The following is a 20,649-nucleotide window of genomic DNA, read 5'->3' as shown; positions in this document are numbered from 1 at the left end:
TCCGCTCGGTCCCGCTCCGCGCCGGCGCCGGTGTCCACACCCCGGCCGGTATCCGCCGGACCGTTCCCCTGTCACAGACCTGTACGAGCCGTACACCCCGGGTGTACCCCGTACCCGTCCGCACGTAGGCTGGCGCCGGCACGAGGGGGCAGCCGAGGGGGCTGCCGCAACCCACCGCACCGCGGGGTCGCCGCGCGGCTCCCCCGCACCGGCCACGAAGGGGGTAGGCGATGTCCGACATCGGCCTTACATATCAGGACATGCACGACGCCGGGGACCACCTGATCTCCGAGCACGAGCGTCTGGAGCGCGAACTCGACGACCTCAAGACCTACGTGGACAACCTGGTGGAGGACGGCTACGTCACCGCCGAGTCCTCCAAGGCCTTCCAGGAATCGTACGAGGAGTTCAGCACCGGGGTGAAGCAGACCCTGGAGGGCATGCAGGGCATGGGCAACTTCCTGCACGCCGCCGCCGACGGCTTCGAGGAGCAGGACGTCAGCCTGAAGAACGCGATCCAGGGGAACTGACCCACCTCCCACGGGCGTCACACGGTCCGGGGACGGCCCACCGCCGCCCCCGGACCCTCGCGCGCCCGGGCGGGGAACGGCCTACCGGGACCGGTGGGCGTTCGGGGCATCGGGAGTTGACGACGATCGGGGAGGCGATGTGGCCGACGGCGAGGGCATCCGGGCGGATCTGGACCGCATTCGTGAGTGTTCCGAGGCGCTGACCGGTATCCACGAAGCCTTCTCCAACGCCGCCAACCCCCTGGACGGCGCCGACCGCACCACCGTGGGGTCACAGGAACTGGTCGACGTCTTCGACGAGTTCGAGGACAACTGGCGGCTCGGACGGGAGAAGCTCCTCGCCGAGTTGGAGAAGCTGGCGGGCATCACCGAGTTCGCCGCCGAGTCCTACGAGGCGGTCGACCGGGAACTCGCCGCCGCGCTGCGCGCGAACGACGAGGCGATGGTGCCGGACACGGTGACCGGTCAGGAGATCTCCGCCGCGCTCGGGGGAATGCCACCGCGTCGGCTCTCCTTCCTCCCCGTGCCCCGGACACCGAACAACACCCTCACCTGGCCGGCTCGTCTGGACCCGGACATCCGGGCGTTCACAATGAGTTGAGCCGGATCGACCCGAAGGTTTTCCGCGAACCGGCCACCGGGGCGGCCGTCCAGAACTTCAACTCCCGGGTGGCCGCCTGGTGGGTGTCCACCGGCACCGGTACGGGGGCCGGCTGGTGGGCGTTCAAGAGGACTTTCGACTGATCCCACCGGGTCCCGAACCCCCGTGACCCGGTCGTACCGCGGACGAGGAACGGCGAATGACACCGCGACAGGATCGGGACGACTCGGCGGGCGCTCCGGAGGGAGCCGGAGAGGCTTCCGACCGCGAACCGCCGATGCCGATGGTGCGCTACCGCATCCTCCTCCCCGAGGAGTGGTACCGCGTCCCGCTCTCCACGGAGGAATGCGAGGAGGCGGTGGACAGACTGGTGCGGCAGCGCTTCAGGGGGGTGGACAACGCCCCCACCTCAAGGCGAGCGCCCGAGAAGAGCTGCTGGAGAGCGCCGGGGACGCCTGCCGGAACGGAGGACTGGAGATGTACCCGTGTCTCCGGGGCGCGAGACCTCTCACCATCCCGGCCTCCCTGTTGATCACTCTCCTCCCCCGTCCGCGATTCCCGCCCGTTCCGGGGAGGAACTCCTGGAACACGCCGAGGCAACGGCCGAGCCCGGTACCGAGGTCGACGTGATCGATGTGCCGTCGGGTCCCGCCCTGCGCGTCCGGCGCCGGGAGGCACCCCACCTCAGGCACCTCCCGGGACGCCCCACTCGGTGGCCTTCGACCACCACCTTCCGCTCCCCCACACGGACGGCATGCCGCTGTTGTCCTTCAATACGCCTCTACCGGCACTCGCCGACGCCCTGACCCGGCTGTTCGACGCCGTGGCCCGTTCCCTCGTCCGGGTCGGGGAAGAGGAGTCCTCGTGACCGACCGCGTCCAACTCCTGATGGAGTACCCCTCCCCGTGGTTCGAGTTCCCGCTCGACCCCGACATCGACCCGGATCGATGGGCCGACGCGAAAGCGGAGGAATTGGCCCTCGCCGCCGAGGGCGAGGATGTCCCGGAGATCACCGGGATTCTCCGTCCCAACGCCTCGGCCCTGTCCGCTGAGCTCCGAAGCCGCGTGTCGGAGTACCGCAGGAGTGCCCCGACCCGGGCGCTGGGGTGCTATCCACCGGGAGTGGACACCAGCGATGTCGGTATGGAGATCTCCTGGTTGAGCCCGGACGACGGGAGCGAACAACCGGAAGCGCGTTCCCTTCTCGATGCCGAGGGCTTTGTCGATCTCGGCCGTTTCGCCGAGCGCGTCGCCGTCCACGAATTGGGGGACCCCCTGATGGAATCAGCCGGGAAGACGGGAACCGGTGTCGTACCGGTACCCGAGCCCGCGTTGCGGCCCGCCGCCCGGGGGCGAGGTGCCCGGGGAGCAGCCCGCCGCGCCCGGATCTTCCTCCGTCCGGGGGAACTGGTCGCCCGGAACGGCAGGGGCGGGGAAACACGGGTACCGGTCGGTCCGAAGGGCGTCACACGCGCCGTCATGATCGCCGAACCGGAACGCCGGACCGGCGACGGCAGCGTGTACGAGCCACTGGGACGGCCCGGTTCGCGCGGCACGCTCCTCCTGCTGGACATCACCGGTCGCTGCCGAGCCCGGCTACGGGTCGATGACTGGTTGCCGGAATCCGACTTGCTGCCCGCCTCGGCGCCGCTGGGGGAAGCCATGGCCGAACGCACGGGATTCACCGCCCTGTGCGAGGCGGCGGGTCTGCCGTTGAAGGTCGTTCCCAATATCCACCATCGGGATCTCTCCGAAGCCGGGGGCGACGCCGCGCCGGTGCTCTCACCGGCAACAGGGGTCTTCCCCGGGTGGTACCGGGTGACGCGGTGCACCGGAGCATTGGTGTGGTTCGTCTGCTTCGCGCTCGGCACCTTCGCCGGCCCGACCGCGTTCACGGCCCTGGTCGCCGCCCTCGCCGCCCTCTCCGCGCCGATCGCCCGACTCGTGCTGCGGGGTGTCGTCACGGTGCGGGAACGCCGCATCCCGGCACTGGTGGACAGCATTTCTCCCGCCCCCCGCTCCGGTGTCTCCCGACGTTTCCTGCGCACCGCCCGGGTGGGTGCGGATGGGCAGGACCTGGTGATCGTCGACGGGGTCGGGCACACCCATCGTTTCGCGCTGCGCGGTCCACTCGCGATCCGAAGGCTGGTGCGGGTAACCGGCTCGGCGGACGGAACGCCGGCCCGGCTGGAGTTCCGGGATTCCGGTGACAGGACCCGGGCAGCCCTCCCCGAGCAGGACTGGTTCTCCGGCCCGGAGGGCTCGGAAAGACGCGAGCGGTTGCGTCGGCTGCTCGGGGTGCCGATCGTCCACGAGGAAACGCACCGTTCGGGCAGGCCCGGGGCCCGCGTTGGAGAGGCCGATCGGACGAGGCGTGACGCCGGGGCGGCGTTCGCCTCGGCCCTGGCCCAACCGGGGGCGGGTGCCGCCCGACGCGGATCGGCCTTCCCTCGCACCATCGCCGGCCCCTCGTCCTCGATCTTCCTCGTTCTCTCCCCGGCCTTCGCGATGATCTTCGCTTTCTCGGCCCGGGGCGAGGACGGGGCTCTCGACACCATGGCCGGCACGGCGCTGGGGGTCGCGATCGCCGCCTGGGTCCTGGCGGCACTTCCGCCACTGCACCACCTGCTGGGGAGTGTTCTGTGGTGGGAGCGCCCGGCATCGGCCGCTTCGAGCCCGCGGGAGGCCCCGGGTGGACGGGGAAACGCCGGGCGGCGATGAGGGCGATGAGAAGGGGAGGGGTGGGCGCGGTGCTCGGGCCGGGGGTCGTGGCGGTGGCGGGACTCGCCGTCGTCATCGGCCCGCTCCGGTTGTCGACCTGATCGGTGGGGCCGTTGTTCCCCTCCTCGTTTCCCTCCCTCCAGCGGGTCTCCGGTACCGGGTCGGTGGCGTGTGCACGAAAGCGGTTGCGGGTGTGTCCCGATCCGGCGACAGCCATGGCCGGCGGCACGGGGCCCTTCTAGGGTCTGCGCCATGAGTGTTCCGCCTCCGCCTCCTCCCCCGCCCGGTGTGCCGCCGGGCACTCCCCCGCCGGGCGACGACGGTCGGCCGGGGGCCACCGGTCCGCAGCAGCACCCGTGGCTCGCGAGCGGCCCCCCGACGCAACAACCGCCGCAGTACGGGGCGCCGGGCCCGCCGAACCCCTACACCCAGCCCACGCAGGGCTGGGCCGTGGCGCCCACCGTCGTGCCGGGCGGGCCGGGCAAACCGCCCTCGGACCGGGGGAAGCTGATCGCGGCCATCGCGGTGTCGGTGGTGCTGGTCATCGGCGTGGCGGTGGCGGGGGTCGTGGTGGTGCGCGGCGGCGGCGCCGAACCGGTCGCGAGCCCCTCGCCGACCCCCGAGCCCGAGCCGGAGGAGACCGAGCCGGAGGGCGGCGGCAACACGCTGCGCCCCGACGACCCGCGTTCGGGCACCCGGGGCGACATCGAACCGATCGTGGCGGATGACTGGTTGGTGCAGACCAACACCAAGCGGTCGCTGGCCTTCGACGTCCCGCCGGAGTGGTCGACCAACAGCGAGGACACGTTCGTCTACATCGAGGACGAGCGCGAGGGAGTGGAGGACGAGGAGGAACCCGAGCCGGAGGAGACCGCCGGAGAGGAGGACGAGGACGAGTTCGACTTCGACTTCCCCGAGCCGAACATCCTGGTGGGCATGTCGGCGACGGCCATGTACGGCGAGAACTGGTGCCCCGAGCGCTGGACCTCCCGGGTGATCGCCGGGTCGAAGGGCAGCCTGGGCGCCACCGGCACCGCGAACGCCGCCACCTCCGAGGCACGGGACTGGGCGTTCTCCTCGTACGACCAGTACCAGGAAGGCGACTTCGAGATCACCGACCCCGAGCCGTTCACCACGACCGAGGGGTTGGAGGGCCACACCGTGACGGCCACCATCTCCGGCGGCCGGGAGGACCCGGAGGACGCCTGCGACTGGACCGAGGGCAAGGTCGTGGCGTTCTCCTACCGCGACGCCCGGGCGGACCTCGCCACCTGGATCCTGGTGACCGACACCGGTCACGACGAGGAGATCGACGACGAGTTGATCGAGACGATCATGGGAAGCCTGCGCCGCTGGGACGGCTGACGGGTTCCCGGAACGACGCGACGCGTCGACCGGCCGTCACTCCCGGAAGGAGCGCTTGATCTCCTCCCAGCGGGCCGCCTGTTCCGGCGTGACGCGTCCGCGCAGCTCGGCGAGTTTGAGCAGGTTGGCCTCCGCCCCCGAGGTGAGGGTCTGCGCCTCGGCCAGGTAGTGGTCGTCGATCACCGCCTCCACCTCCTCGTCCGTCATCACCGGCACCAGGCGCTCGGCCAGGCGGTTGGTGTTGCGGTAGGAGCCCTGGAGGCGGAACGGCGGCTCGGTGCGGTGGGCGTCGTCCTGCGTCGCGGAGGCGATGTAGGCGGCGTTGACCCGCAGCGTGGTCCGTCGCACCAGGAGCAGCCGGCCCAGGACGGCGAGGATCTGCTCGAGGTCGGCGGCGCCGTAGGGGTGGGAGAGGTGCTCGGCGTCGGCCGTGGCGTCGCCGCGGGCCAACCGCACCAGCAGGTCCACGTCGGCGGGCTCCCGGCCCGCCAGGGGTGCGAGGACGGGGTTGGAGGTGAGGGCGTTCTCGATGTGGGAGAGCGCGAACAGTTCCTCCCGGCCGGAGAGGACGTCCCCGAGGTTCCACACGTCGGCGCGGTTGGCGAGCATGTCGGGCACCCGGAAGCGGGTGCCGCCCCCGGTGAAGGGGTTGCCGGCCATGCAGACGGCGAACCGCTTGCCCCGCAGGTCGCGGGTGACGGCGCGGCCGTCGGCGCCGACGCCGTCGATTCGGCGCTGCGCGTCGCACAGCGGGATGAAGCGCTGGAGGAGTTCGGGCGAGCAGTGCTGGATGTCGTCCAGGTAGAGCAGGACGTTGTTGCCCATCTCCAGGCCGAAGTTGAGCTTCTCCACCTCGCGGCGGGCGGCGGCGTCGGGGGCGGCGGCCGGGTCCAGGGAGGTGGTGCCGTGACCCAGCGCGGGACCGTCCACCTTGACCAGGACCAGGCCGAGTCGGGACGCCACGTACTCCATCAGCGTGGTCTTGCCGTAACCGGGCGGTGAGAGCAGCATCAGCAGGCCCTGGCTGTCGGTGCGGCGCTCCTCGCCGGCGGTGCCCAGCTGTTTGGCGAGGTTGTCGCCGATCAGCGGCAGGTAGACCTCGTCGATGAGCCGGTTGCGGACGAACCCGGACATCACCCGGGGGCGGAAGGACTCCAGCCGCAGGCGCTCGCGCTCGGTCTCCAACAGGGCGTTGCGGCGACGGATCCAGGCGCGGTGGGCGGGGACCCGGCGGCGGCGGAAGCGTTCGGTGCGGGTGAGGAACTCGTCCAGCCGCACCTCGATCCGACCGCCGCGCACCCGGGCGTGGGTGCCCAGCAGCCCGTCGACGCCGGCGGAGAGCGGGACGTCCAGCGGCCGGTGCAGGAGGGGTTCGCCGTTGCCCGGTTCCGCGCACAGTTCCAGGGCGACGGCCTCGGGAACGTCTCCGGCGTCGCGGTCCCGGTCGGCGGCGAAGGCGGCGAGCCAGGCGTCGGCGAGTCGGCGGGCGGCCGTCGGGTCGCCGTCCAGGGCGCGCAGGTCCTCGGTGAACTCCTTGGCCCCGTCGGTGCCCAGGGCCAGGCGGAAGTCCTCCAGCAGGGCCCGGGCGCCGGGGCCGGTGACGAAGGCCGGTCGACGGCCGGTGCCGGGGGCCGCGTCCGCCGGGCCGGCGGCGGCCAACTCCTCGAAGAGGTAGGCGCCGGCGGTCTCGGCGCGGGCCGCCGGGTCGTCCGCGGCGGGGTCCTCCGGGACACCGGCGGGCGCGGCGCCGGCCGGGGGGCCGACGGGTTCGGTGGCGCGGGTGAAGGACTCCACTCCCGCGGTCAGTTCCGCGCGCAGGTCGGCGACGGCGGTGCCGGTACCGAAGAACCGGCGGGCCCGGCCCAGGGAGTGGGCCCGGGTCAGCAGGGCGCGACGCGCGGCGGGGTCGGTGCCCATGCTCCAGAAGAACTGGGCGTCGGCCCGCGCCCGGGGCGGGAAGCGCAGCAGGTCGGCGCCGGCGTGCAGGCGCAGCAGGACGGCGAGCAGGCGGGCGGCGTCGTGGTCGTGGACGCCCCGGTCGTGGCCCTCGTCGTAGGCGGCCTCGGCGGCGCGCCGCACGGTGGGCAGCAGGGCCCGGGTCAGTCGTTCCAGGTCGGTCGCGGTGAGCTCGGCCCCCGGATCCAGGAGGTCGCCGACGGCGACACCGGTTCCGGTCTCCTCGGCCGACAACCGCCGCACGGTGTCGGCGAGTGCCCCGGCGCCGTGCTCGGCCAGCAGTCCGGCGGCGAGGTGTTCGGCCCGGTACACCGACGGTGACTCGGAGACCAGCGGCTGGTCCCAGAAGACCCGGGTGCCGGCGAGCGAGGGGTCGGTCAGGGGCGCCCGGTAATCGGTGCCGGTGATGGTGAAGGCGAGGGTGTCGCCCACCGGCACCAGGGTCAGGTCCACCTGCTGCTCGGTGACGGCGAAGGCGTGCCGGCCCAGTCGCACGGTGCCGTCGGGGCCGTACAGGTCGGTGCGGTCGCGCAGCGCCCGGACGGCCTCCTGACGGATGGCGGCGAGCCGGCCCTCCAACTCCCCGGCGCGCACGGTGTCGCCGAGTTCGCGCAGTTCCCCGGCGGCGGTGCGGACCCGGCCCACCAGGGGGTCGCCCGCGAACCAGGCGTTGACCTCGTCGAGGTCGGCGAGCGAACCGGCGCGGCGGGAGACGGTGGCCAGGACCCGGTCGGCGCCGTCGGCGACGCGGCGGGCGTGCCGGGCCCGCTCGTCGAGTTGGGCCTGTTTGCGCGCGGAGAAGGTCTCGTAGATCTCCTCGCGCTGCTCCTCCAGGCGGGCCAGGAACTCGTCGAAGGTCCCGAACCGGGCTTCCAGGTTCTCCAGTTGCAGCAGCAGTCGGCCGAGTTGCTCGTCGCACTCGTCGGGGGTCCCGGCGGAGGCGAGGGCACCGGTGACGGCCTGTCCGAGGAGGGCGAACTCGGCGGCGAACTCGGCACGGCCCTCGCGCTCCAGCAGTTCGCGGCGCCGGCCGTCGAGGACGGCGCGCGCCCGGTTGACCGCGCCCAGCACCTCGCCGACGCGCTCCAGCAGGCCGGTGCGGACGGCGGCGTCGGGGATGTCGAGGCCGCCGACGACGTCGGTGACGGTGCGCAGCCCGTCGGCGTGCCCGGTGATCTCCTCCCCGATGGGGTCGGCGTCGGCGGTGCGACCGATCGCGGCGGCGCGTTCGCCGAGGGCGGCGATCTCGGCGGCGGGGCCCTCGAAGGCGTCCTCGCGGGAGAGGAAGGAGACGGCACGGCGACCGGTGGCCTCCAGCGCCTCGGCGAGGTCTGCGACGAGGGCGTCGACGGCCTCGGAGTCGATCCGTCGCACCTCGCGCAGGCTCTCGGCTCGGCCCTGCGCGCGGCGCAGCGCGGTGAGGAGTTCGACCCAACCCCCGGCCTCCCGGGGGGCCTCGCCCCGGGACCGGCGGATGAGGGAGAGGGCCTCCTCGCGGGCCCGGTCCAGGGACTCCGCGGCGTGGCGGCGCTGCTCGACGACGCGGCGGTACTCGTCGATGACCTGTTCGGCGGTGGCGTGGAGGGTCGCCAGCGGCTCGTGCAGCGCCTCCATGCCCTCCAGCGGCATCCAGTGGTAGCGGTCGGCCAGCCGCGCGCAGGCGGCGACGACGGCCTCGAAGACGGCGGTGTCGGGGGCGAGTTCGTCGGCCATACGGGCGACGGTGAGGGCGTCGGAGACGCCGCGGACCAGTTCGGCGTTGCCGACCCGGGCGAGCGGGCCCTCTCCGACGGGGCGCTCGGCGTGGTGGGCGTCGGAGACGAAGGGCGTCTCCCAGACCTGCACGGGGTGGACCCGTCCGGGTTCGTCGTCCTCGGCGCGGAAGACGACCATGGTGCCGTCCTCGAAGAGCGAGTACCCGTGGGTCACCAGCGGGGTGGCGACCTCCTTGCGGATGAGGTTGTAGGGCAACAGCAGGGTGCGGCCCTCGGCCCGGGCGTGGAAGACGTACAACACGTCCTCGCCGTTGGGCGAGCGCAGGGTGCCGGTGTACTCCAGGTCGGTGTCGTCGGCACCGGCGGTGGCCAGGACCCGGGCGGCGGAACCGGGCGGGGCGGCGGCCAGGTAGTAGCCGCCGGGGAAGACGATGCCCTGGTCCTCGGGCAGGGCCCGGCAGGCGAGGCCGATGCCGTCGAGGCGCACGACCTCCTTGGTGCGGGTGTTGTACACCAGGTGGCGCGGGGTGTCCTCGTTGTAGGGCAGGACGCGCAGCAGGATGAGCGCGCCCACCCGGGCGCGGGAGACGTCCGCGTCGGCGAGGGACTGCAACGGCTCGTCGACCGGCTCGGAGAAGACGTCGCGCCCGGTGTCGGTGTTGTCCTCCACCCGGACGGTGAGTCGGCCGTCCAGGGTGCTCACGAAGAGTTCGCCCTCGACGGCCACGTGCGGCCGGTCGCCGGTGACGTGGTCCTCGCGGGTGGTGGGGATCCACTCGAAGTCGTGCGCCGGTGGGAAGACGTGGTCGCGCTCGCCCTTGGCGTCCACGTAGTGCGGGGTGCCGTCGGGGTCCAGCCGCCAGCGCAGCACCCGGATGTCGGTGAGCCGCTCGCCGGTTCGGAAGACGGCGAGCAGCAGCCCTTCCACGTGCCGCAGTTGGAGGAGTTCGGCCTGCCGGTAGTAGCGGAAGAGGCTGTCGAAGTCGCGCAGGAATCCGGGATCGTCGAGCAGGCCGGGGAGGGCGTCGAGGGGTTCCGCGGTGAAGCGGGCGCCCTCCGCGCCGGGGTGGTGGCGGTGCAGGCCGAAGACGTCCCCGACCTCCGTGGTGGGCTTGAGCCCGAAGCGCACCTGGTAGCCGGCCAGCAGCAGGCCGCCGACCTGCGCGATGTCGCGGGGCACGCAGTTGTGCTCGGTGCGCAGCCGGTCGGAGACCACCGGGCGCAGCTCGGTGCTGCCGAAGGTCTCCGTCCTGCGGGTGTTCAGTCGTTGGGCGCGGCGGGCCAGTTCGGCCGCGGCACCGGTCATCCGGTCGCGGAGCACCTCGTAGGTGCCCGCGTCCATCTCGCTGCTCATCGCTCTCCTGCCGGGCGGGTGGGTGCGGCGGGCGGTCTTCCGAGGGGGCGGAACGCCGGGCGCCGGGGCGGACGGCGGGGCCGGTCGGGATCGGGGCGCGGGCCGGGAGACCGGAGCCCGCCGATGCCGAGAGCGCCGAGAGCTTCGTGTCGGCGAGCCCTGAGGCGCGGACGCTCTCCAGGAGCTCCCGGGCGGCCCCCGCCTGCGGTCCGCCGTCGGAGATCAGTCGGGTGAGCAGTCCCGCGAGGGTGAGGTCGCGCAGACCGGCGGCGCCGAGGCCGGAGACCATCCCGGCGAGGTCACCGGTGAAGGTGGAGCTCTCCGCGTCCAGCCAGGGGCCGGCCATGGCGCGCACGCTCCCGGAGTTCTCCACGAAGCCGTCCACCGCCTTGCCCGCCGAGATCGCGTTGACCAGGCGGTCGAAGAACATGGACTCGCCGCCGACGATGTCGATCTTGGCGTTCTCCAGGCCGGTGGCGATGAGGCTCGCCTGGGCCTCGGCGATCTGTCGCTGCACGTCGACCCGGGCCAGCCGGACGTCCTTCTCCGCCTCCAGCCGCAGGCGGAACTCCTCGTGCTCCCGGCTCGCGGCGTCGAGGGCGGCCATCGCCTCGGCCTTCTCCTTGAGGCCGTCGGCCTCGGCCTGCATCTTCTCGCGCAGCGCCTCGGCCTCGGCCAGACCCATCTCCTTGGCGGCGTCCGCCTCGACTCGGCGGGTGCGGGCCATGGCGTCGGCGGTGCGCTCCTGCACCTCGGCCTCGGCCAGACCCATCTCCTTGGTCGCGTCCGCCTCGACGCGGCGGGTGCGGGCCACGGCGTCGGCCATCCGCTCCTGCACCTCGGCCTCGGCGAGGCCGGGGGCGGCGGCGTCGGCGCGGCGGCTCTCGGCGAGTCGGATCGCGGCGGCGGCGTCGAGGTCGGCGGTCTTGCGCCGCGCCTCGGCCATGGTCAGTTCCTCCTTGGCGCGGTGCGTGGCGGCCTGCTCGGCGGCCTCGGCGGCCTTGATGTCCTTGACCAGTCGCTCCTGCGCCTCGGCCTCGGCCTGGATGATCAGCGCCTGTCGGTCGCGCTCGGCCTCCTCGACGGTGCGCAGCTTCTTGATCTCCTCCTCCTGCTCCGCGACCGTCTTCTCCACCGCGATGCGCTCGCGGATGACGTCGGCGATCTCCCGCTTCTCGCCCTCCAGCTCCTTCTCCTTGGCCATCCGCCGCAGCTCGGTCTCCCGTTCGCGGGCGATGACCTCGAGCTGGCGCTCCTTCTCGATCCGCTCGTTCTCCACCGCCACCACGCGCTGGCGGTTGAGCTGGGCGACGGCGACCTCGCGCTCGCGGTTCTCGTTCTGGACGCCGAGCTGCTCCTCGGTCTTGATCGCGGCGGTCTGCGAGCGCAGGCGCTCCTCGGCCTGGACACGGGCGACCTCGGCCTCCTCCCGTGCTCGGACGGAGGCGATCTCGCGCTGCTGGCGGATCTCGGCGTCGGCCTGGCGGCGCTCGAGTTCCAGGACGGCCTCGCGGGCGTCGACGTTCTGCCGGGTGATCTCCTTCTCCTCGTTGCGACGGAAGTCGTTGGTGAGGATGTGCTGCGCGGCGGTCAGCTCGGTGATCTTCCGGATGCCCTGGGCGTCGAGGATGTTGTCCTTGTCGAGCTGGACCAGCGGGGTCTGCTCGAGGTAGTCGATGGCGACGTCCTCCAGGCGGTAGCCGTTGAGGTCGCGGCCGATCTCGGAGATGATCCGCTGCTTGAGCTCGTCCCGCTTGACGTACAGGTCCTCGAAGTCGAGCTGCTTGCCGACGGTCTTCAGCGCCTCGGAGAACTTCGCGTTGAACAGCAACTGGAGGGTGTCCTGGTTGCTGGCCCGTTCGGTGCCGATGGCCTGGGCGACCTTGATGACGTCCTCGACGGTGTTGTTGACCCGCACGTAGAAGGAGATGCGGATGTCGGCGCGGATGTTGTCCTGGCAGATCAGGCCGTCCTTGCCGACCCGGCTCAGCTCCAGCGTCTTGACCGAGATGTCCATGACCTCGGCCTTGTGCAGCACCGGGAGGACCACGGTGCCGGTGAAGGTCACGTCGACCTTGCGCATCTTGGAGACGATCAGCGCCTTGCCCTGTTCGACCTTGCGGAAGAGACGGGTCATGGTGAACAGCAGCACCAGCGCGATCAGCAGGATGACGGCGATGAGGATGCCGAGTCCCTGCGAGGCGATGTCCATGGGTTTCCCTCGGGTCCGGTGCCCGGGTGGTGTCCGGGGCGGGGCGGGGCGGCGCGATGGGCGGGCCGCGTTCGGTCGGGTCGGGGACGGGGGCCATCGGGGGCCGCTCAGCCGAGGGGATCGGCGGCGGCGCCGGCCGGGGCGACCCGGTAGAAGTCCCCTTCGGGGTCGTAGTCGTAGATGAGGACGGTGGTGCCGGGCGGAAGGGGCTCGGCGCCTTCCTCGCCGTCGGCACGGATGTCGAGCAGGGCGGTCCCGCCGTCGGGGAGGGACACCAGTCCCTGGCCGAACTCGGTCGCCGAGCAGCGCACCCGCACCTCGCACAGCAGGCCGACGAGGTCGGCGTTGCGGGCCATCGCGGCGAAGCCCGGTACCCGGCGCAGCAGGCGGGCGAGCAGCCAGGTCGCCTGCCAGCCGGCCCACAGGGCCAGGACGAGTACGCCGATCCGGGCCAGTGGGTGTGCGGTGGCGGCGGTGCCCACGAGGGCGACGAACCAGGCGACGGCGATCACGCAGGAGAACACCACGGTGACCGGAACGCCCCCGAGGCCGAGGGCGGCGAGGAGCCCGGCGAAGCCGCCGGCGCCTCCCGTGTCCCCCGCGCCGTCGGACGCGTCGGTGCCGGCGGCACCGAAGAGGTCGCCCCCGAGGCCGGTGAGGGCGGCGAAGAGCCAGTAGCCGATGACGACGACCAGGGGGAAGGTGAACAGGACGACCGGGAACTGCGTCGCGGTCGCGAAGAAGTCCCCCATGTCGAGCCCCGTATCCCCCGTGGTGATGACGCCCACTTTTATACGCCACGGGGTTCCGCGCGGGAACACCGGGCCGCCTTCACCCGTTGTGACGCCGGGCGGGACCCGAGCGGTTCCCGCCTCCGGGGGAGACGTGTCACCGGGCCTCTTCCTCCCGGGGAGGGCCGGTCGTCGGCGTGTCGACACACCCCGTTCGCCGAGCACCCCTCCCACCGGGGTGAGGGGTGTCACCCGGGAAAATGTGGCCCCCGGGGCATTTTCGGCCGTCTGCGTGGTAGTGAGATCTCGTGGACGGACGACGCGCGGATCGGGAGAGGACGCCGGCGCGCCGACCGCGACGTCACCGGACCCCACCCTCGGCCCTCCGCCGGGGGCGACGGGTAGGGTGATCGGAACAAACCCGCCATATCGAAAACACGTTCTACATTCAAAAAAACGTTCGTCGGGTGCGATCGGATCCGGCCGGCCCCATCACCGGCACGTACCGCCCGCCCGCCCGTTCCCGACCGCCTTCGGAGGCCCCCGCTGATGACGCCCCCGTCCGCACCCAGTTCCGACGTGCCCGGCGAGTACCGGGAGCGCGATCGGCGGTCCATCGCCGAGTTCCTCCGCCTGGAGGTCTCCGGTGGCCTGATGCTGCTGATCGCCGCGACCCTGGCGCTGATCCTCGCCAACTCGCCCCTGGGCGACGGCTACGCCTCGGTCCGGGACCATTATCTGGGCATCTCCGAGCTCGGCCTGCGGATGTCCATCGGCCACTGGGCGGCGGACGGCCTGCTCGTGGTCTTCTTCTTCATCGTCGGCATCGAGCTCAAACGCGAGATGGTCGTCGGCGAGCTGCGCAACCCGGTCGCGGCGATCCTGCCGATCGTCGCCGCGGTCGGCGGCATGGCGGTCCCGGCGATCTTCTACGCCGTGGTCGTCGGCGCGCAGGGCGGCAACATGGACGGCTGGGCGGTGCCGATGGCCACCGACATCGCCTTCGCACTCGGCGTGTTGGCCGTCGTCGGGCGCAGGCTGCCATCGGCGCTGCGCACCTTCCTGCTCACCCTCGCGATCGTGGACGACCTGATCGCGATCACCGTCATCGCCGTCTTCTACACCTCGAACCTGAACCTCCTCGCCCTCTTCGGCTCCTTCGTCGGCCTGGCGGTCTTCTGGTTCCTCCACCACAAGGGCGTGCGCGGCTGGTACATCTACGTGCCGCTGGCGCTGGTGATCTGGGCCCTGATGTTCAACAGCGGCGTGCACGCCACCATCGCCGGTGTCGCCATCGGCATGCTGCTGCGCTCCACCCCGCGCGAGGGTGAGAAGCACTCCCCGGCCGAGCACGTCGAGCACATCGTGCACCCGTGGTCCGCCGGCCTGGCCGTGCCGATCTTCGCGCTCTTCGCGGCCGGTGTCGTGATCTCCACCGAGACCATCACCGGACTGCCGCAGCAGCCGGAGGCGCTGGGTGTCGTGACGGGGCTGTTCCTCGGCAAGATCGTCGGCATCTTCGGCGCCAGCTGGCTGATGGTGAGACTCACCCGGATCAATCTCAACCCGGCCCTCAAATGGGCCGACATCGCCGGCGCCTCGATGCTGGCCGGCATCGGATTCACCGTCTCGCTGTTGATCGCCGAACTGGCCTTCACCGAGGACATGGCGCTTCAGGAGAACGTGAAGGCGGCGGTCCTGCTGGCCTCGCTGCTGGCCGCGGTCGGCGCGAGCATCGTGCTGGGCATGCGGAACCGGCAGTACGCCTCCGCGGAAGGCCCCGAGGGCCCGGGCGGACCGGGCGAGGGCCCGGCCGGCGTCCCGGCGGGCGACGACGGCTCCGGCGGCGGCGCGGCCGTCCCCCCCTCCGGGTCCGAGGGGACCGGGGCCGGCGGGGACGGCGGCGTCCCGGCGCGTTCCGGGAGCTGAACGAAGGACCGGTGGGGGCGTGACACGCCCCCACCGGAGAGGGAAGGGGCCCCGGGGGCGGCACGTGCCGCCCCCGGGGCCCCTTCCGCGTGTCCGACCGACCGCCCCACCCGTTTCCCACGCCCCCGACACATCCCGCCCACTCCGCCCGGCATACCCACGGGGGGTATAGTGGGTCGCTCGATGCCGCCGATCCGTGCCGGAGCGACGGCATGGCGGGCGGACCGTCCGCACCGGCCGGTCGACGGCCGAACCGCGAGGAGGAAACGATGAGCGAGACGACCCACCGGACCATCTGGAAGGTCTCCGGGATGACCTGTGGCCACTGCGAGAAGGCGGTCTCGCAGGAGCTGTCCGCGCTGCCGGGGGTCACCTCCGTGCAGGCCCGCGCCGGCGAGGGGCTGGTGACGGTGGAGTCGGACCGTCCCCTCGAGGAAGCCGCCGTGCGGGCCGCGGTGGACGAGGCGGGGTACGAGGTCGTGGGGACCGCCTGACGGCCCCCACGAGGCGCGGGGCGGGGTGCACGCCCCCTCGGGGCACCCGCCCCGCGCCCCCGGAGCCGTACACCGGTGGCCGGGGACGGCTTCGCGCGCGCGAGAACATCGGAAGCGGCCCGGGGACGGGACGGCGGGAGCCGACGGCCCGCCGGATGACGCTTCCCGCGACGGGCGACCCGGGGGCCGCACCGGAAAGCGGCCGGGTGGCGGCGAGCGGCCGGGAACGGGGACCACAGCGGCCGCCCGACCCACCGGGGGGACGCCCCCGCGTCGGGGGCGGGGACGGGACGGCGGGAGCCGACGGCCCACCGCAGGACGCTCCGCCACGGGAAGCCCGGGACCACGCCGGCCGGGGCCGGTGGGTGGCGGGGTGCCGCCCGATCGTCGGCACCCGGGGCGGGGACCCGGCCGTACCCGGCGGGGCGGCGGGGCGACCGCGGGAAGCGGCGGACACGGGAAATCGGGGAAACGGAGCCCGGAGGCATCGGCGGTCGGTCGGATGGGACGACTCCGGTCACCGGATCGAGTCTCTCGACCGGGGAGGCGTGCTCGATCCGACCAAAGGAAGGCGCCCCACGCCGAGTCCCCCCACAGGGCCCGGACGCGAGGCGCCTTGTGCCGTCGGCGCAGAGCGTCCCCCCACGGGACCCCGTCCGAACGGCTGCCGACGTGGGTCCAGCCGAAACCACGTCGATCTCACTCCATTAGACCGACCCGGGGGCTCCGAGTTGCCCTCAGTCATGTGTGATCTGAGTCACATTGCATGATCGTAATCACTTCACCACGGTACGCGATCATCCCGGCCACCCCGGGAGTGCCGCTCGCTCCCGGCCCCCACCCCTTCCCCGCGCGCCTCGACCGCCCGCACGTGCCCCGGTGCCGGGGCACGTGCGGGGCGGGAACAACCCACCACGGGGCCCGGAACGCCGAACGGGGCCCGTTCACCCATTCGGGCGAGGCGGACCCCGGCGGACGGGACCGACCACCGGGGGAACATCCCGGTGGTGTCGTTCAGCGCTGCTCGACCGGGATGTAGTCCCGCTCGACCACGCCGGTGTAGATCTGCCGCGGGCGGCCGATCCGGGAACCCGGCTCCTTGATCATCTCGTGCCACTGGGCAACCCAGCCGGGAAGCCGGCCGAGCGCGAACAGCACGGTGAACATGGTGGTCGGGAAGCCCATGGCCCGGTAGATCAGGCCGGTGTAGAAGTCGACGTTCGGGTAGAGGTTGCGCGAGACGAAGTAGTCATCGCTCAGCGCGCGCTCCTCCAGCCGCAGCGCGATGTCCAGCAGCGCGTCGTCCTTGCCGAGCGCGGAGAGCACGTCGTGGGCGGCGGCCTTGATGATCTTCGCGCGCGGGTCGAAGCTCTTGTAGACCCGGTGGCCGAAGCCCATCAGGCGGACGCCGTCCTCCTTGTTCTTGACCTTCTCCAGGAAGGTGTCGGCATTACCGCCGGCCTCCCGGATCTGCTCCAGCATCTCCAGCACGGCCTGGTTGGCGCCGCCGTGCAGCGGGCCCCACAGGGCGTTGATGCCGGCGGAGATGGAGGCGAACAGGTTGGCCTGGGAGGAGCCGACCAGCCGCACGGTGGAGGTGGAGCAGTTCTGCTCGTGGTCCGCGTGCAGGATCAGCAACTTGTCCAGGGCCCCGACCACCACCGGGTCCAGGTCGTACTCCTCGGCCGGGACCGAGAAGGTCATGCGGAGGAAGTTCTCCACGTAGCCGAGGTCGTTGCGCGGGTAGACCACCGGATGCCCGATGGACTTCTTGTACGCGTACGCCGCGATGGTGGGGAGCTTGGCCAGCAGGCGGATGGTGGAGATGTGCCGCTGGTCCTCGTCGAAGGGGTTGTGGCTGTCCTGGTAGAAGGTGGACAGCGCGCTGACGACGGAGGAGAGCATCGCCATCGGGTGCGCGTCACGCGGGAAGCCGTCGTAGAAGCGCTTCACGTCCTCATGGAGGAGCGTGTGCTGGGTGATCTCGCCCCGGAAGGCGGAGAGCTGGTCCACGGTGGGCAGCTCACCGTGGATGAGCAGGTAGGCGGTCTCCAGGAAGGTCCCGTGCTCCGCGAGCTGCTCGATGGGATACCCGCGGTAGCGCAGGATGCCCTGCTCGCCGTCGAGGTAGGTGACGGCCGATTGGTAGGCCGCGGTGTTGCCGTAACCGGAGTCCAGGGTCACCAGACCGGTTTGGGCCCTCAGCTTGCCGATCTCGAAGCCACGGTCACCGACCGTGCTGTCCACCAGCGGGAAGCGGTACTCGCCGTCGCCGTACCGCAGTACCACTGCGCTGTCGTTGTCACTTGCGCGGTGTTCGCTCACGTCATCCCTCACCGACGTAGTGCCTCTTCTTCGAGGTGCCCTGACTGGTTCCACTCTCCCCCATCCGGGGCCACTTGGTGCACTCGGGGTCGCCAATCGACCCCTTTCCTGGCACGCCGTGCCGGAACGGTACCGGACAAATGCCGTAAAAGCTCCCACTGTGCACCCGGCGGTCGCGCGGACGCCATCCGGAAGCCGTGCCGACTCATCGGATCGTCACTCGAACAGCCGATCCGATCCCCCTCGGCTCGCACCGACCCCTGCTCCGCCCGGCTCCGCATCCGTCGTTCGCCGCCCGCCCCCGGAACGGCCCGGCGTCCTCTCGGATCGGCGATCGGCACGGCACCTCCCCGCGTCACTCCCCGTGATCCCCGGCCGGGCGCCGGTCACACCTCCCCGGCCAATCTGTGGTCCAGCGCGGTGAACCGACGACCGGCCGACACCGTGCGCACCGCCTGCCCCAGCGCCCGCCGCGACCCCACCAGCACCACCAGTCGCTTGGCCCGGGTCACCGCCGTGTAGAGGAGGTTGCGCTGCAACATCATCCAGGCGCTCGTCGTCACCGGGATCACCACGCAGGGGTACTCGCTGCCCTGCGAACGGTGCACGGTCACCGCGTAGGCGTGCGCCAGCTCGTCCAGCTCGGAGAAGTCGTAGGGCACCTCCTCGTCCTCGTCCGTGCGCACCGTCAGCCGCTGCTCATCGGGCTCCAGGCCGACCACGACGCCCACCGTGCCGTTGAAGACGCCGTTGGCCCCCTTGTCGTAGTTGTTGCGGATCTGGGTGACCTTGTCGCCCACCCGGAAGATCCGACCACCGAAACGCTTCTCCGGCAGGCCCGGCCGGGCCGGGGTGATCTCCTGCTGCAGCAGACCGTTGAGCGCCCCGGCCCCGGCCGGGCCCCGGTGCATGGGGGTGAGCACCTGCACGTCCCGACGGGGGTCCAGCCCGAAGCGGGCGGGCACCCGACGGGCCGCCACGTCCACGGTCAGCCGGCCGGCGGCCTCGGTGTCCTCCTCCGCGAACAGGAAGAAGTCGTCCAGGCCGGTGGTCAGCGGCGGGGTGCCCGCGTTGATGCGGTGGGCGTTGGTGACCACCCCGGACTGCTGTGCCTGCCGGAAGATCCGGGTCAGCCGCACCGAGGGCACCGGCCCACCCTCCGCCAGCAGGTCGCGCAGCACCTCCCCGGCCCCCACCGAGGGCAGTTGGTCCACATCCCCCACCAGCAGCAGGTGCGCGCCCGGCGCCACCGCCTTGACCAGCTTGTTGGCCAGCAGCAGGTCCAGCATCGACGCCTCGTCCACCACCACCAGGTCGGCGTCCAGCGGACGGTCGCGGTCGTAGGCGGCGTCCCCGCCGGGCTTGAGTTCCAGCAGTCGGTGGACGGTGGACGCCTCCGCGCCGGTCAGCTCGGCCAACCGCTTGGCGGCCCGGCCGGTGGGGGCCGCGAGGACCACCCTGGCCCGCTTGGCCCGGGCCAGCTCCACGACCGAGCGGACCGTGAAGGACTTCCCGCACCCCGGACCGCCGGTGAGCACCGCCACCTTCTCGGTCAGCGCCAACCGGACCGCCTCCCGCTGCTCGGGCGCCAGATCGGCGCCGGTGCGACGGGCCAGCCACCCCAGGGCGGCCTCCCAGTCCACCTCCGCGAAGGCGGCCAGGCGGTCCTCCGGGTGCTCCAGAAGGCGGGTGAGCTGCGCGGTGAGGGAGACCTCCGCCCGGTGGAAGGGAACCAGGTAGACGGCCGTCAGCGAGCCCGAGGGGTCCTCCGGGTCCGGCACCCGCTGTCGCTCCACCCCCTCCCCCTTCTCCGCGAGTTCGCCCAGGCACTCGATGACCAGGCCGGTGTCCACCTGGAGCAGCTTCACCGAGTCGGCGATCAGCCGCTCCTCGGGCAGGAAGCAGTGCCCCTGGTCCGAGGAGAGGGAGAGCGCGTGGCGCAGCCCGGCCTTGACCCGCTCGGGACTGTCGTGCGGGATGCCCACGGCCTTGGCGATCCGGTCGGCGGTCAGGAAGCCGATCCCCCACACGTCGGCGGCCAACCGGTAGGGCTCCTCGCGCACCACGGTGATCGAGGCGTCCCCGTACTCCTTGTAGATCCGCACCGCGATGGAGGTGGAGACCTCCACGCTCTGCAGAAAGACCATCACCTCCTTGATGGCCTTCTGCTCCTCCCAGGCCGCGCCGATCAGCGCGGTGCGCTTGGGGCCGAGGCCGGGCACCTCGATGAGCCGCTTCGGATCGGCCTCGATCACGTCCAGGGTGTCGGTCCCGAAGTGGTCCACGATCCGCTCGGCGGTCTTGGGGCCGATGCCCTTGATCAGACCGGAGCCCAGGTAGCGGCGGATGCCCTGGACCGTGGCGGGCAGGACGGTGGTGTAGTTGTCCACCTGGAACTGGCGGCCGTGTTGGGGGTGACTCCCCCAACGCCCCCGCATCCGCAGGGACTCCCCCGGCTGGGCGCCCAAGAGCGCGCCGACCACCGTGATCAGGTCCCCGCGACCGGCGTCCACCCGGGCGACGGTCCAGCCGTTCTCCTCATTGGCGTAGGTGACGCGCTCCAGAACACCTTCCAGCACCGCGCCGCCCGATACGCCACCACCACTCGACATGCCCCGACGGTATCGGGCCGGGCCGACAGCCGGGGCGCCGCCGGGAAAGGTGGGGAGGAGGGCTCGGGGCGCGGTCCACCGATGCGGGCGCCGGCCGCGCCCGG

At 72.2% G+C, this 20,649-nt stretch carries 12 protein-coding genes and 1 pseudogene; 8 read left to right on the top strand and 5 right to left on the bottom strand.

Translation table 11 applies throughout. The features are described from left to right. Positions 1-230: 230 nt before the first annotated feature. The 6 genes from LZF96_RS10605 to LZF96_RS10580 all read left to right on the top strand — a co-directional run bounded on the left by LZF96_RS10605 (position 231) and on the right by LZF96_RS10580 (position 5,217). Positions 231-530, top strand: coding sequence for a WXG100 family type VII secretion target (locus LZF96_RS10605; RefSeq protein WP_233869337.1), 300 nt, complete (start codon positions 231-233; stop codon positions 528-530). Between the two features lie 139 nt (positions 531-669). After that, the gene (locus LZF96_RS10600) at positions 670-1,131 is read left to right on the top strand and encodes a hypothetical protein (protein WP_233869333.1); all 462 of its coding nucleotides are present in this window, start codon (positions 670-672) and stop codon (positions 1,129-1,131) included. Continuing rightward, positions 1,128-1,274 (top strand): hypothetical protein, encoded by a 147-nt coding sequence (locus tag LZF96_RS10595; protein WP_233869330.1) that lies wholly within the window; start codon positions 1,128-1,130, stop codon positions 1,272-1,274. Before LZF96_RS10600 ends, LZF96_RS10595 begins: the two co-directional genes overlap by 4 nt. 569 nt (positions 1,275-1,843) lie before the next feature. After that, positions 1,844-1,999, top strand: coding sequence for a hypothetical protein (locus tag LZF96_RS10590; protein ID WP_233869327.1), 156 nt, complete (start codon positions 1,844-1,846; stop codon positions 1,997-1,999). Beyond that, positions 1,996-3,852, top strand: coding sequence for a hypothetical protein (locus LZF96_RS10585; RefSeq protein WP_233869324.1), 1,857 nt, complete (start codon positions 1,996-1,998; stop codon positions 3,850-3,852). The genes LZF96_RS10590 and LZF96_RS10585 overlap by 4 nt, the downstream gene beginning before the upstream one ends. Before the next feature lie 252 nt (positions 3,853-4,104). Next, on the top strand, positions 4,105-5,217 hold the full coding sequence (locus tag LZF96_RS10580) for a hypothetical protein (protein WP_233869321.1): 1,113 nt from the start codon (positions 4,105-4,107) through the stop codon (positions 5,215-5,217). Between the two features lie 36 nt (positions 5,218-5,253). On the opposite strand, the gene LZF96_RS10575 is transcribed toward LZF96_RS10580, so the two are convergent. The 3 genes and pseudogenes from LZF96_RS10575 to LZF96_RS10565 form a co-directional block, all read right to left on the bottom strand. Further along, positions 5,254-10,242 carry a DNA repair ATPase gene (locus LZF96_RS10575; protein ID WP_233869318.1) on the bottom strand — a complete coding sequence of 1,663 codons (4,989 nt, stop codon included), beginning with the start codon at positions 10,240-10,242 and terminating at the stop codon, positions 5,254-5,256. 118 nt (positions 10,243-10,360) lie between these two features. Then, positions 10,361-12,454, bottom strand: a pseudogene (locus tag LZF96_RS10570) (hypothetical protein); the annotation flags it as partial. Between the two features lie 107 nt (positions 12,455-12,561). Continuing rightward, the gene (locus tag LZF96_RS10565) at positions 12,562-13,206 is read right to left on the bottom strand and encodes a hypothetical protein (protein ID WP_233869315.1); all 645 of its coding nucleotides are present in this window, start codon (positions 13,204-13,206) and stop codon (positions 12,562-12,564) included. A 528-nt stretch (positions 13,207-13,734) separates the two neighbouring features. Between LZF96_RS10565 and nhaA the strand changes: the two genes are divergently transcribed. Both nhaA and LZF96_RS10555 read left to right on the top strand, forming a co-directional pair. Beyond that, on the top strand, positions 13,735-15,114 hold the full coding sequence (gene nhaA, locus LZF96_RS10560; RefSeq protein ID WP_233869312.1) for a Na+/H+ antiporter NhaA: 1,380 nt from the start codon (positions 13,735-13,737) through the stop codon (positions 15,112-15,114). Between the two features lie 212 nt (positions 15,115-15,326). Then, positions 15,327-15,608, top strand: a complete 282-nt coding sequence (locus LZF96_RS10555) for a heavy-metal-associated domain-containing protein (RefSeq protein WP_374203189.1) — start codon at positions 15,327-15,329, stop codon at positions 15,606-15,608. Between the two features lie 1,014 nt (positions 15,609-16,622). On the opposite strand, the gene LZF96_RS10550 is transcribed toward LZF96_RS10555, so the two are convergent. Together LZF96_RS10550 and LZF96_RS10545 are read right to left on the bottom strand one after the other, a co-directional pair. Then, positions 16,623-17,945 carry a citrate synthase gene (locus tag LZF96_RS10550; protein WP_233869306.1) on the bottom strand — a complete coding sequence of 441 codons (1,323 nt, stop codon included), beginning with the start codon at positions 17,943-17,945 and terminating at the stop codon, positions 16,623-16,625. Positions 17,946-18,319: 374 nt separating this feature from the next. After that, a complete protein-coding gene (locus LZF96_RS10545; RefSeq protein ID WP_233869303.1) occupies positions 18,320-20,545 on the bottom strand; it encodes an ATP-dependent RecD-like DNA helicase in 2,226 nt (741 codons plus the stop codon). Positions 20,546-20,649: the final 104 nt, after the last annotated feature.

This window comes from Streptomyces sp. ST2-7A (genome assembly GCF_021390475.1).
GTDB lineage: Bacteria > Actinomycetota > Actinomycetes > Streptomycetales > Streptomycetaceae > Streptomyces.
The sequence above is the reverse complement of the archived record's forward strand: the minus strand, read 5'-3'. Positions and strand labels throughout refer to the sequence as shown.